Here is a 13,961-nt window from a genome sequence, read left to right on the forward strand (position 1 = left end):
CTTTAGAGCTATAAAATAATAAGGAGCGCACCTCAAATGAAGTCGCAAAACGATCCTGGCCGATCTAAATCTCGCCATCATGAGTATTCCCTGATTTTACCTGTTATCGCATTGGCTATTCTCAACGTCTGGGGCGATACCAACAACTTCACCGCTATCATTGTCATTAACCTGATTGCTCTGGTCGCCATTCTTAGCAGCGCTTTCAGCGTGGTTCGCCATGCCGACGTGCTGGCTCATCGCCTCGGTGAACCCTACGGATCGCTGATTCTTAGCCTCTCCGTCGTGGTACTGGAGGTGAGCTTAATTTCCGCTATGATGGCCACGGGTGACGCTGCCCCAGCGCTAATGCGGGATACGTTATATTCCATTATTATGATTGTGATTGGTGGGCTGGTCGGTGTGTCTCTGCTTTTGGGCGGCCGAAAATTTGCCACTCAGCACGTTAATTTAGTCGGCATCAAACAATATTTAATGGCAATATTCCCATTAGCCATTATTGTTCTGGTTTTGCCTTCTACCCTACCCGACGGAAATTTCAGCGTCGCGCAAGCGCTAGTCGTAGCAATGATTTCTGCGGCCATGTACGGCGTCTTCCTGGTTATTCAAACCAAGACTCACCAAAGTCTGTTTGTCTATGAACACGAAGATGAAAGCGATGATCCGAGCGATCCGCACCACGGAAAACCTTCATCACACAGTAGCCTATGGCATACCTGCTGGCTGCTGGTACACCTGATCGCCGTTATTGCGGTCACCAAGTTTGACGCCAACCCGCTGGAAAGTTTATTGACTGAACTGAATGCGCCGGCCAAATTTACCGGCTTCCTGATCGCCTTATTAATCCTGTCACCAGAAGGTTTGGGCGCATTGAAAGCCGTATTGGCTAATCAGGTTCAGCGGGCAATGAACCTATTCTTCGGTTCCGTATTAGCCACTATTTCCCTGACGGTTCCAGCCGTTACCCTGATTGCGGTATTAACCGGACAGGAATTAACCTTTGGTCTGGAAGCCCCCCATATGGTGGTGATGGTCAGCGTATTAGTGCTTTGTCAGGTGTCGTTCTCCAGCGGGAGAACCAACGTGTTAAACGGCACGGCGCATTTGGCACTGTTCGCCGCTTATATGATGACCATAATGCTGTAATTCCGAATCGACACAAATAATCTAGGGCAAGCTTATGGCTTGCCCTTTTTATTTATATCCGACGATGCCTGACTAGCTGTTAACTGAATAAATGCACTGTGCCAAATAAACGCTGTTCTATGGCATCCAATATCCCATTGGACACACATCAGTCATAATTCTGTTCTCCATCGAAAGAAACCAAAGAACGTACTTCGTGCCCAACCCGATATTGATATTTATCGCTCTGCTGTTCCATCGGTGGTTGCTGCTGCGAGGTGCATCCCACCAACAATATCAGACCCAATAGCAGACCTGCCCGTGGTTTCCCTATTTTTAATGACGACACACCAATGAGACGAGTGGTTATTTCCATATCTCACCTCTTCTCACTCTTTATTAAGGCAGCATTAAGCCCAGGCGTTTTATCATGAACATCATTTGGGTTAAATAACCAAAGAGTCGCCCAGATTTTGCTGATTCACTCTCGTAGCCAGTGCTAATAAGGCCTGAGGATTCACGCCAGCGAAATTGAATGATGCAAATAAGGCCAATATTTTATCGTTTGGAATCCTTGCGCTTCAAAGCGACAAATCTCATGTTTGACGATAATATTTCGGCACAAGAGTCATTTTTTTAGCAAAAATACCTGACAGCGGTGAAAAAATCAGGCCCCCGATAGTAATATCGGAGGCCTGTAGAACATTAAAATAGTCTGTCGTACAACCTACCTGTTGAACGGCTAGCGGTTGTACTGCCAATTACGCTAGCGTTTATTCCAACCTATCCCACCGTCGATTCTAAAATAGCTCCGCGTCCATCAATCTGTTTTAGCATCTCGCGACAGTATTATCAGGTATAGGCATTTAATGTGCGTTGGCACAATGCGGAACGCACGCAGTCTTGTTTGTCGAAACGAATAATGCCGATCATTTCATCCTCGGAGAAACGTTCCAGCGCATCACTGAGGCCAGATTTCACGCCGCGCGGTAAATCGCATTGGGTAACATCACCGTTAACGATTACCGTCACATTTTCACCCAATCGGGTCAGAAACATTTTCATCTGACTGGCGGTTACGTTCTGAGCTTCATCCAGAATCACTACCGCATTTTCAAACGTCCGTCCGCGCATATAGGCAAAGGGAGCAATCTCAACTTTACCGATTTCCGGGCGCAGGCAGTATTGCATAAATGACGATCCTAAACGGCGTAGTAGAATGTCATAAACCGGACGGAAATAAGGCGCAAACTTCTCGGAAATATCACCGGGCAGGAAACCCAGATCTTCATCAGCCTGCAATACAGGTCTGGTAACAATAATCCTATCTATCTCTTTATGAATTAGCGCTTCCGCAGCTTTGGCAGCACTAATAAAAGTCTTACCGCATCCCGCTTCGCCGGTGGCAAAGATGAGCTGTTTACTGGCTATGGCTTCCAAGTAATGACCCTGAGCTTCGGTTCGTGCCAAAATAGCGGAGGTATCGCGGCTGTCTCGCGCCATACCGATAGATTCAACACCGCCCATTTGAACTAACGATGTCACATTCTCTTCCTCACGTTGACGATGACTACGTGAATCACGTCTAATCACGCGTTTCGCTTCACGACGAGCTTTGATCACTGCTTTTTGTCTTCCCATAGTGGCACCTTACAGTTTGTTTCACCTACCGCAGCAGTCATTGCCTGCGCGATTATGTTTCACATACGGATTAGGTTTTGGCTTCCTTTGCAGCCAATAAGAGCCAATAAAAAATGCAAATAACCTGAACGATAAACCGTACTGGGTTTTGTCTGGTTCAGATTAATGCAGGAGGAACTTATCAGGGATGAACATAAAAAATCAGAGGGAGGGTTTTGGATCTTGGTTGACAATTCAGGGTCGGTGAGCCGGCCCTCGTTACAACGAGTTTCTGTAGTAAATACTTGGTTTTGTCTCAACAGCCCAAACAAGGACTTTACCATTAGCGATCCTCGCAGTGATAAACAACAGCCTAAGCTGTACACCGTGTGAAAATTACCGCCAGATGATTACAGTATAATGACACTCTCACATTTCGCGTGCTGCAAGTGTAAAAAATATAATTTATTTATGCTGTACGTTTTTTGTTCTTATTAGAACATGGTCGGTTTCCGTTATTTACCCTTTGCCTGTCTCCAACATAATAGCAATCGACAATAGTGCCAATGTACACATTAACCCTATAAGCCTCCCTGCTCATAGAACACGCAATCGCCTGAATAACTCAAGGCAGCGAATAGCTTAAATCGCCGTTTGAAAATCCTGTAAGCGTCTCTTTTGTTTTCCGTCAGCAGTGAAATTTTCTGTGGATAACCATTGTGTTATCGCTCGTTTAACCTCCGGCCATTCACCATCGATAATCGAGAACCAATCGGTATCTCTATTACGCCCTTTTACCACTATGGCCTGTCTGAATTGGCCTTCGTATTTAAAACCATAGCGTTTAGCCGCATTCCGAGAAGGCTCATTGCAGGAATCACATTTCCATTCACAACGGCGATAACCTAAGGTATCGAACACGTAGCTGAGTAAAAGATATATGGCTTCGGTTCCGGCAGAGTTTCTTTTCAGTAATGGAGACCAATTAACCGAGCCTATCTCAATTACGCCATTGTTATTATCAATACGCATCAAAGCCACTGTGCCTATTACATGGCCTCCATGCGTATCCATCACGGCATAATGCACGGCATCGGTAGCGTTAATCATGCTTAGCATATAGTCATGAAACTCAGCCTCTGTTTCCGGACGCGCTTTGAAGAGATAAGTCCAATCGCGGTCATCTTCTATACTGTGATAAGCCTGATACAGCTGTTTTTCATGCTTGGCCATATTGACGGGTTCCAGATAACAGAAACGACCGTTCAGCACTTCTTTTTGCGGTAACAATGCGCCTTGCCAATCTGCCAATTCGTCGCCAATTGCTTGTCCAAACTCATTTAATCTCACGGCTATCCCTCTTTATACATTGAAAACGCTCGCCATCTTTTTCCCGGTTCCAAGCTAGCATAAGCGAAAGAAAAAAGGAGGAACGCGACAGTATTATTCGTCAACTATTGATCATGAAATCAACGGTAAACGATTCCGCTCTCGCTGTTGCATTTATTCCTAAATGGGGTGTAATAAACGTAAAATGATTTACCCAAAGAAAAGAATACGACACACTTAAGGCTAACTACTTAAATTTACGGTTAAAAATATGCCTGACTTTATTCGTCCCAAGCTCACGCTGCCTGATAACCAGAGTAAACTTCTGCTCCATTCCTGCTGCGCGCCTTGCTCCGGCGAAGTTATGGAAGCACTAAATGCGTCAGGCATCGAGTACACCATCTTCTTTTATAATCCGAATATTCATCCCAAACGTGAATATTTGATCCGTAAAGACGAGAATATCCGCTTCGCGGAGAAGCATAATATTCCTTTTATTGACGCCGATTACGATAGCGATAACTGGTTCGAACGCGCCAAAGGGATGGAGAAGGAACCTGAGCGAGGCATTCGCTGCACCATGTGTTTCGATATGCGTTTTGAACGCACTGCGCTATATGCCTATGAACACGGTTTTAACGTCATTTCCAGCTCATTGGGCATTTCCCGCTGGAAAAATATGCAGCAAATAAATGACTGTGGCAAAGGTGCGGCGGATAAATATCCGGGGATACGTTATTGGGATTATAACTGGCGAAAAATGGGCGGTTCATCGCGCATGATTGAAATCAGTAAGCGGGAAAAATTCTATCAGCAGGAATATTGTGGCTGCATTTATTCCCTACGCGATTCCAATCTACACCGCAAAACGCAGGGGCGAGATATCATCCGCATCGGCACCTTATATTACGGCGATGATAACGAAGAATCCTAACCACTCACCGATGATAAAGCATCAGGATAAAGTCAGCATCCCCCAGCCTGGCCGAGGGATGCTTATCTCAGAATATTTAACTTAATGACGGTTGCCGAGTTTCACATCCACCAAACGTCCATCCTCATCGTTATACAGAACGAAATTATTACCGCCTTTTAATTCAGCAATTAATTCAGCCTGAACCGATAAGGTGCTGGCTAATTCATGATCCTCTAAATGAGGACGATGCTGACGACGCTCAACCCGCCAACGAACCTGGTTATATTTCGCCCACGCAATCAGTACCAAGGCGTTAAATAGCGCAATCAGTAAATAAATCACGATGGTACTTAACCCTTCCAGCAGATAGATATGCAGCGGAATCGTCCCCGCGTGCGGGGCATGATGGACAGTGGCAAGCAACCCATTGACAAACAGATAGATAAAACCGCACCAGGCAAACGCGGTAATGATGATATCTATCAATTTCGGCAGCAAACGCTGCTCGGTTTGAATCAGAGGCGCACTCATTCTTTGATTCTCCCAATACCGCGATCCGGACTGACCCACCGGGCACGCTTACGTTTCACTTTCAGCATCACTTTTGGGAAAGCGACCAGCGTAGTAAATAAACTCAGCATCCAGTACACCATCGGATACCAAATGATCCAGAACAGCGACATGCCCAGTTTCGGCTCATAACGGCGTTCAATTACCAAACTAATGGCGAACTGGAGCAAACAGGTCAATGCTAGCACCATGCCGGTAAACGCCGGCGGGAATATATTCTCCACATGAATACCCGGCGGCAATGGCACCACAAAGCCAACGAAGAACAACAGAATACTGATGGCGTAGGTAAAGGCCCAGGTAATAGAAAGCGAATATTCGAGGAACAGTATCCACATCCGACGATTACGCCAGCGCCACAGCTTGAACATATTCTTCAGGAACACTTCTGCACCGCCCTGCGCCCAACGCAAACGTTGTTTCCACAATCCCCGCAAGGTTTCTGGCATCAGAATCCAGCACAGGCCGCGCGGTTCAAAGAACACTGCCCAATGCCGCACCTGTAACTTCCAGCTGATATCGATATCTTCGGTAATCATGTCTGGACTCCAATATCCCACGTCGGCCAGCGCCCTACGGCGGAAAGCCGCAACAACGCCGGAAACGGTGAATACCTGCCCATACACCCGCTGAGTGCGCTTAATCAGACCGATAATGGAAGAAAACTCCCCGACCTGAATACGCCCAATTAATGTGGAACGGGTACGAATACGCGGGTTTCCCGTCACTGCCCCCACCCGTGGATTTTCAATCATCGGAGCAACCAAATACGGCACCGCATGTTTATCCAGCAGCGCATCCCCATCGATGCACACCAGATATTCACTGCGCGCGGCGGCTGTGCCCATTTGCAGAGCAACCGCTTTACCCTGGTTTTGAGCCAGATGCAGCACCCTCAGGCGGCTATCTTCCTTTTGCAGTTCATCCAACACTTCGCCGGTGTTGTCGCTGGAGCCATCATTAATGGCGATCACTTCGATATTCTGATAGGTCTGCGCCAGCGCCGCGTGAATGGTCTCCCGCGCGTTCAATCCCTCGTTAAAGCATGGGATAAGAATGGAAACCAGCGGATTACCTTTCAGTTCCGGTGGTTCAACATCGTCCCCCCACGGCCAATGCCGCTCACGACGTAGCCAGAAGTAGACCCCTCCGGTTATCCAGATTCCTGACATAAATAACGGGTAGAAAAACACGAAGTTGAGCAGAACATCCCCGGTGAACATCAATACCATTCCCGCTGGGATACTCAACACTAAACATAAGATAATAAAAGCAATTATTCTATCTGTCATTTGAGTGGGTACCAGGCTGATGAGAGCGCAGGACGGATAGTCTCCAGCTGTGGTTCGCTGGTAATGAAGTTATCCGGGTAGTAACCAAAGTTTTGCGCGCCATTAAGCTGCAATTGGCGCATCCAATCAGCCAACACTTCGCCGCTGATTTCAGCCTGCCCCTCGGCTTTTCTCCAGTTCAAGGCTTGCAATTCAAAGACGGTTTTATCCAAAGCCCCCGGCCGTTTAGCCACGGTTTTCACCATATTCGCCAGCCATTCGTCAGATTTAGACATTGGCACGCCTTCCATCAACGGCATCGCCATCGGTGCTACCCAGTCATAATTCGCCAGGAACTCATCGAAGTTTTGGGCAAACCAGGCTTCACTTTTCGGATCGATAATCGGCATAGCGTAGATATTGCGGGCAGATTTAATCTGCGGCCCACGAATCGCTTTGGTGTGCTCCATTAACTGATTGGTGAAATCAGTTAAATACTGGCTCTTAAACCGAGTCCAGCGGTTGAAGGTTTCCGGGTTCTGACGAATAGCCTGAATGGAATCAGGGAAACCGGCCTTTTTGTAAGCCGCCATCGCATCCGGAGAAGCATCCTCAAAATCGCTCATCAGAGCGTCATCGTGGAATAGAATGCCTGAGAACGGCGCATAACGCGCCAAATCTTCATACACTTCAATAATGCGCTGACGGTTGACCGCATTAAACGGCGTCAGGCGATGATACGCCTTGGGATCGACATCAACCTTTCCGGTTTCAATATTTATCCGTTGAATGCGCGGCAGTTTAGGATCCATTTCGAAGGCCAGAACCGGCATCCAGGCATAAACCCGCACCTCAGCGCGAGAGGCCAGCTGCCATGAAACCCGGTTAAACAAATCAGCACGCATCGGTATCCAACGGTTAGGGAAATACACCTGACGAATATTCCCGTCGCCTTTTGGATCAGAGAATGCCTGTAGGAACACGGTATTTATCCGAAGGTCATAAATGCGCTGAATCAGTTTATCCAGATTTTTCCCTTGCTGGACAGGATCGGGATCGTAGAGATAATCCAGATCAACGTGCGCCACGCGCATGATCTCTTTTTCCTGCACGCTATTGACGGACTGCGCAAAATCTTTGATGGGAGGATTATTGCTGATCAAAATGCGTGGAATACTCATTAAATTATTCACGTTGCCAATACCCGGCTCCAACGTGAAGGCCAGTTGATAACCGTGGTTGGCGACAATTTCCAGCGCCGTGCCCCCTGCCGCACCATACGGCCAGACCCAAGCCCGCGGCGATTTTCCCGTAGCCTGTTTGATCCGCTCAGTAATCAGCGCCACGTCTTTTTCCATGCGTTGACGATAAGCGGCTTCCGATTCGTAGGTTTGAGTTTTACGATCGTAAATACGGCTCACCGCCGCCGGTTCGGTATTCCCTTGCGGGTTGCCGTTGGCACCATAGTGAGAAGCATAGGTATGCGCACCAATTTCGACTAAACCAGAGCGCGACATTTCGCGGATCTGATCCCAGGTAGCAAAGCGCTTGCGGTCAGTCATTAATCCGCCAAAGTTCACCTTTTTATCCATCGGCGTATCCAACCAAGTGCCAACCGGTGCCAATAAGGCCGGCCAGTTATAGGCGATCAACAGCGGATAAACTCTTTCGTAAAAGCTGCTGTAACCGTCATCAAACGTCAGTAAAACGGCCTTTTTCGGCAAAGGTTTACCGCCATTACGCGCGGTTAAAATCTGCTCAATGGAGACCGGAACATAGTTATTGTTCCGCAGCCAGGCAAATTGATCGTTCAATGCGCTGCTACGCACGCTGAGGTAGCGCTGATCGGCAGCTACGTCTTCCACGTCGTGGTAGGCGATAACCACAAAGTCATTGGTTTTCCAAGGTTTTTCACTTTGCGGCAACGTCCGCATCGCCGGTGGGGTAAACTCTGGAATATCTGACTCCGCGTAAGAGGCAGGCACCAGCGTTACTATCCCAACCACGAGCAGCCGGATTAAGAATGAGAATGTCGGCATGGCGAGGATTCCTTAAAAGCGATAGTTCATGTCAAAAGATAGCTGGACGTCACGTTCCCGTTTCCCATCGTACGGGCGCTTATCCCAGGTTACGGAAACACCGGTATCCACTACGTCATTCCACTGAATGCGCTGTCCATAACCCACGGAGGTTACGGCTCCGGTTCCGTAATTTTTTTCCCAATACGTCCCGGCTCCGAGCTGAAGCTGTTGGCTCCAGACGGTTTTATAACGACGGTACATAATGTGGTCGAAAGTTAGCGACGGCACGGCAGAGAAGTCCCTTTTCGGGTTGTAATACAAGGTGTCTTCTTTGGTATTTTGGCTACTGGACAAATCCAGATTCAGATCGACGGCCAAGTACGGCGCGGTATACACCCGCTGGCGACCGTTGAACGCGTATTCCCAACGATGGTTACCGTCAGAGAAGTGTGACGGTGTCACGCTTAGCTGTGCATCCTGACGATCGCTGCCATTCCAACGGACAAACAGGTTTGCGCTGTCCGAATTAACGTTATTTTTCAAGGCACGAAGCGGCGTGTTTTTTGCCAGTTTCTCCGCAGAACCTCCGATGCGCCAATGGTCATTGAAGTCATGCCAAGCGGATAAGCGCCCGCCGACCTTATTGCCATAACCATAATTATGGTTGGCGACCTCAGCTTCTACCCAGTTATTGCGAGCAGTAAATTCGGCCCCTAAACGTAGCACCCGGTTGATGCCACGGCCTTCTTCGAAATGGCTATTATCAAAGGAACCGCCGGTAAATACGCGCCAGTTTTCATCAATGGGCGGGCTATACAATAGCGCCTCAATGCCCTGATCGTTTTTACCGCTGAGTGGACTATCCGATGCCAAAGTGCGTCCGCCGGAAATGCGCAGCTCCGACATATGGCGAATCTGACGTTGACGAGCCAGCTCCTGAGTTGTGACGTTTTCCGGCACGCGGGCAACCAGATCGTCAATCAGTAATTCAAACTGCCGCCATTCTTGCAACTCCAGCGCGGTTTCAGCCTGCGCCGCCTCAAGAGTAATACTGCTCGGCTCCAGGCTTTCAACTTGCTTCAGTTCTCTTTCTGCCCGACGCGGCCAGCCGCGCGTGGCATACACTTTGGCTAATGCAATTCTCAGATCCATATTGACCGGCGCGGTACCGGTCAGCTTGGTTAAACGACGTTCAGCCGCCGGTAATTCATCAGAATTAACTTCCGATTGGGCCAACAAAAACTGCCCCTCCAACCATTCATCATTTGGTGTTCTGACCGGCAGGTTATACATAAACAGCTGATAAGGTGCCTGATTGCTCACCGCATTGGCAAAGGCCTGAGCTTTATCCAGTTGCTCGCTCTCCAGCAACGCGTAATAAGTGGCATCAATATCTTCCAGTCCCATATTCTTCGCAACGGTTTTGCCGTCTTTGAAGTACATGTCGCTGAGAATGGCCGCCGCTTTTTCCGGCTGACGACGGTCGATATAGGCGCTAGCCGCCCAGCGCTGCGCGTAGCCTGGCAGGGTATAACCTTCACGCTGCATCGCTTCATAATCGTTAATCAGACGGGTCATTTGCGCGCGAGCCAACATTGCCCCCAGTCGGTCAATACGCGCCTGTTGATAGTCCGTCTGGGTTTCGGGGTTGTTCTGCCACGCGATCAGCAGCGCCAGATAGTGTTCCAACGCCTGATCGGCCAGATCAAAACGCTGTTGTTCGCTGCGTGTCGGCAGGCTAGCCTGGCGTACTTTTTCCGCCAGTGCGTCTCTTTCAAGCTGCCGCATCTGCGCCGGAGTGAATAGTTTGCTATTTTCCTGCGCAACTTTTAATGCGGGAGCCGCCACACGGTTCTTTTGCAGCATGGCAACATGGTTCTTTATCACTTCGGGGGAGACCGGTGTAAAATCCATCGCCTTGGTCGCCGCTTCCAGTGCAGCGTAGTTACGATTGGCCGCGCTGTGCAAATAGGACAGCGCCAGATAGCTCTGGGCAGAAGGCGTTCTCTTCACCAATTCGGTGGCTTTTTGCAATGCCTCTTTATCACGACCGGCGTCAGCCTGAGTCATGATCATCGCACTGATCAATTCGGTGTTATTAGGATCAGCTTTCAGGCTGGCCTGCCAAAGTGCTAACGCCTGATCCCAACGTTTTTGATTACGATAGGCGCGCGCGACCGCAGCCAATCCTCTGGCCGGTATTTGCATACTGGATTGATAACGTTGATAAATGGCAATAACGTCATTATCGTGCCCTGCCCAACCGGCAATTTGTAGCCAGTCGGCAACCTGCCCGCTATTAAGCATTCCTGCAGAAGACGCTTTTTGTAGAAAATCTAGAATTGGCGTGGTATTGCCATCCCTTGCTTGAATAATTAATGAATCATAGTGTGTATCTGCGACAACTGGATTAACTGCTAGCCCTGAAACAAATAATGCCAATAAAGTCATTCTGGGTCTTTGAAATGGACGCAGCAGCGTTAATATCGCTTTACTCATTTTATAACCCTTTAGCGAACGTTTTGTTTAATGATAAAACAGCACTATCGAGCAACATCCGTATCCCAATAAAAACAAGGTGAGATTCAGCTGAGATGAAAAGATTGCAAGATGTTAATTATAGTATCTTAAAGAAAATACGCCTGTCGATTTCTTACAAAGATAATTTATTCAAAAAGTAAGGTCAATAGCCTGACTTAACCGATATTTAAAGGCCATCCACCTGCATTCTTGCCACATAAAGCACAATAAACAACTGAATAGTCCAAATTTACGCAATTCCTTAGCGCAAAATATCGCGCCAAGCAGACAAAATGAAGATTTGAAAAAACAACAAAAAAACTTAAAATTCAACAAGTTGCATAACAAGATGTCAAAATAAAGCAGAACGCGCCTAGAAATAAGTAGTTTATTGACCTAGATATAATTACGGAAAAGAATATTTATATTAAAAGATAGGGAAATTCATTTATTCCAATAAGCTTATTGATTTTTTATAGACACGTGCTTTTATCATCCATAGCCCGCCCTATTCAGGGCTAATCTATTGAATTGGTTAGCGTTCTATTTTTCATATTAATCAATGATGTCATTTTTTTGATTGAGTCTAATGGGGGGGATGTTCAATGAAGGGTCAAGCAATAGCCGCATAGCATTAAATTTTGTTGAGTTAATGACAATAGCTAGGAAAAAACCTAATTATCTCCGTCACGCTAGAATAAGAATTTTCTCAACTTTTAATTAAAGGCAGAGTGGATTATGTGTAGGCAACGGTAGCAATCATTCAAACCTTATTCCTCCTCATTCCAAACCCGAATTATCTGTTTATATCTCCTCCCTCTTTTCATTAAATCATTCGCAATAAGCATGCAAATAGTTTCTCAATACGATAGCGTGATTATGCTGCGCGTCTTTGCTACCGTAGAGCAAAGTCAGTGGTCTCTCCTTTGCTATTTCAAGCAACGGACGCCATACAACAGCATTGCTATTTAATTGCATCGTGTAATCTTTTACAAAAGCCGGCCAATCACCTTGTTGATGAAACTGTTTCCGCAGTTCATTCGTTGGGGCGATCTCTTTAAGCCAGATAACACCGTTCAGCCGAACTTTAGTTATTCCACGTGGCCACAGACGATCTATTAGAAAAGTATCGGGATCATAAGGAGGATGAACATCGTAGACTCTTTTAAGAATAATATTCATATACCGCATTTTCTTCTCCTGCCTGTACCCGACTGATGCCGTAAATGCTGGCAGCCATCATCGCCTACCAGCTTCGTATCACTTATTTTCATGCTGAAATCTTACTCAGATTTCCAGGACCATCAGAGCGGAAGGGAAACCAGTTCTCGCGGCAATTTGCTCAAGAACTCAATGCCTGTCTCAGTGACCAATATCATATCCTCGATCATGATAGCGCCCACTCCGTGGCCGTAGTAAGGCGTTTCCAGGCTCATAACCATACCGGGCTGGAACACTTCCGTCGCCTGCGTGCTGACAAATGGCGCCTCTTCCAAACCGAGGAAGACTCCGTCGCCATGCCCCAAATGACCACGGTTGTACTGCTTCAAGCCTGATTTCCGGATAACATCCATCGTAGAATCAAATACATCTTTTAACGCGACGCCGGGCGCGACCATACTCAGCATGTGTTCATGTCCAAGACGAATGCTGTCGTAAATTCGCTGAACCAACGGCGTAGCTTGCCCAAGCACCATGGTTCGGGCAATATCAGCGCCATATCCGGCGACGTCCACGCCACAATCAAATTTAATCAGATCGCTATGCTGCGCCCCGGCGGTTTCTGCTATTAGCTTAGGTGCAAAATTCTCGCCGATGCTGATCAGATGAAAGCGTGAAAGGTTGGTTTCTGGGTGCTGCATAATGGCAGCTTTATAGGCTGCGGTTAACTCAGATGATGTGCAGCCGTGCCGAATTAGTTTACTGGCTTCCGTAATGCCATATTCGGTGATCTCTGCGCTTTTACGTAGATAGGCTATTTCCCACGGACTTTTAATCACCCGGATTTCATTGAAAATCGGCGTAGAATCTACCCACTGCACCCCAGGCGCAACGCGATCCAATACAGTTTTGCCACCGTGAGACATCGCATTTAATTCGATGGCAATTTTTTTATCCAATACGCCAGCATCACACAATGCCGCTTTTAACAAATTGAAGACGGCCGTTACCGGCGGGCCAATCGGGCGCTCTCGCCGTTTATTCGATTGCTCTGGATTAAAGGGATCGTCGACGTCTACCCATACCGGGAAGGTTTTCAGCTCCACATTAGGCATATCAAAAGTTACGCCAGCGGCTTCAAATTCATTCATGATGATCAGTGACGGTAAGTGGGGATCGCGAAATAATACCGCCACCGCCGCACCGGTATGGCGGAAGGTATACATAAAGAAACTGGCAAAACCGGTGAGGTAATAAAAGTTATCGCACAGGGTGACGACCAGAGCATCGATCTTCTCACGCTCCATCACCGCTCTGGCTTTCTCACTAACGCCCTGCAAATGTTTGATTTTTTCATTGTCCACTGACTTTTCCTTCCCACCCATTGATCATCATTGTGGCACTCAGTGTATCCGCTCTTTAGACAGA

The 13,961-nt window shown here is 47.5% G+C and carries 11 protein-coding genes; 2 read left to right on the forward strand and 9 right to left on the reverse strand.

What is annotated here, in order from left to right:
- Positions 1–36 precede the first annotated feature (36 nt).
- On the forward strand, positions 37–1,146 hold the full coding sequence (gene chaA, locus DBA33_RS08235) for a sodium-potassium/proton antiporter ChaA (RefSeq protein ID WP_064513354.1): 1,110 nt from the start codon (positions 37–39) through the stop codon (positions 1,144–1,146).
- Positions 1,147–1,294: 148 nt separating this feature from the next.
- Here the strand turns inward: chaA and DBA33_RS08240 are convergent, their stop codons facing one another.
- The 3 genes from DBA33_RS08240 to DBA33_RS08255 all read right to left on the reverse strand — a co-directional run bounded on the left by DBA33_RS08240 (position 1,295) and on the right by DBA33_RS08255 (position 4,095).
- Entirely contained in the window at positions 1,295–1,501 is a 207-nt protein-coding gene (locus DBA33_RS08240) for a hypothetical protein (protein WP_120806188.1), read from the reverse strand.
- A gap of 476 nt (positions 1,502–1,977) precedes the next feature.
- Entirely contained in the window at positions 1,978–2,766 is a 789-nt protein-coding gene (gene phoH / locus DBA33_RS08245; RefSeq protein WP_064513349.1) for a phosphate starvation-inducible protein PhoH, read from the reverse strand.
- A gap of 621 nt (positions 2,767–3,387) precedes the next feature.
- Entirely contained in the window at positions 3,388–4,095 is a 708-nt protein-coding gene (locus DBA33_RS08255) for a GNAT family protein (RefSeq protein ID WP_064513347.1), read from the reverse strand.
- Positions 4,096–4,345: 250 nt separating this feature from the next.
- On the opposite strand from DBA33_RS08255, the gene DBA33_RS08260 reads away from it, so the two are divergent.
- Positions 4,346–5,008 carry an epoxyqueuosine reductase QueH gene (locus tag DBA33_RS08260; protein ID WP_064513345.1) on the forward strand — a complete coding sequence of 221 codons (663 nt, stop codon included), beginning with the start codon at positions 4,346–4,348 and terminating at the stop codon, positions 5,006–5,008.
- Positions 5,009–5,089: 81 nt separating this feature from the next.
- On the opposite strand, the gene pgaD is transcribed toward DBA33_RS08260, so the two are convergent.
- The 6 genes from pgaD to DBA33_RS08290 all read right to left on the reverse strand — a co-directional run bounded on the left by pgaD (position 5,090) and on the right by DBA33_RS08290 (position 13,897).
- Positions 5,090–5,521, reverse strand: coding sequence for a poly-beta-1,6-N-acetyl-D-glucosamine biosynthesis protein PgaD (gene pgaD / locus DBA33_RS08265; RefSeq protein WP_064513342.1), 432 nt, complete (start codon positions 5,519–5,521; stop codon positions 5,090–5,092).
- Positions 5,518–6,852: a poly-beta-1,6-N-acetyl-D-glucosamine synthase gene (pgaC, locus tag DBA33_RS08270; protein ID WP_120806189.1), complete on the reverse strand. Its 1,335-nt coding sequence runs from the start codon at positions 6,850–6,852 to the stop codon at positions 5,518–5,520. The genes pgaD and pgaC overlap by 4 nt, the downstream gene beginning before the upstream one ends.
- Complete coding sequence (gene pgaB, locus DBA33_RS08275; RefSeq protein ID WP_120806191.1) at positions 6,849–8,870, reverse strand: poly-beta-1,6-N-acetyl-D-glucosamine N-deacetylase PgaB; 2,022 nt, start codon at positions 8,868–8,870, stop codon at positions 6,849–6,851. Before pgaB ends, pgaC begins: the two co-directional genes overlap by 4 nt.
- 12 nt (positions 8,871–8,882) lie before the next feature.
- Positions 8,883–11,351: a poly-beta-1,6 N-acetyl-D-glucosamine export porin PgaA gene (gene pgaA, locus DBA33_RS08280; RefSeq protein WP_120806193.1), complete on the reverse strand. Its 2,469-nt coding sequence runs from the start codon at positions 11,349–11,351 to the stop codon at positions 8,883–8,885.
- An 852-nt stretch (positions 11,352–12,203) separates the two neighbouring features.
- Positions 12,204–12,554, reverse strand: coding sequence for a DUF488 family protein (locus DBA33_RS08285; RefSeq protein WP_120806253.1), 351 nt, complete (start codon positions 12,552–12,554; stop codon positions 12,204–12,206).
- A 122-nt stretch (positions 12,555–12,676) separates the two neighbouring features.
- Positions 12,677–13,897 (reverse strand): M24 family metallopeptidase, encoded by a 1,221-nt coding sequence (locus tag DBA33_RS08290; protein ID WP_064513331.1) that lies wholly within the window; start codon positions 13,895–13,897, stop codon positions 12,677–12,679.
- Positions 13,898–13,961 lie beyond the last annotated feature (64 nt).

The organism is Yersinia sp. IP36721 (genome assembly GCF_003634395.1).
GTDB classification, from domain to species: Bacteria; Pseudomonadota; Gammaproteobacteria; order Enterobacterales; family Enterobacteriaceae; genus Yersinia; species Yersinia entomophaga.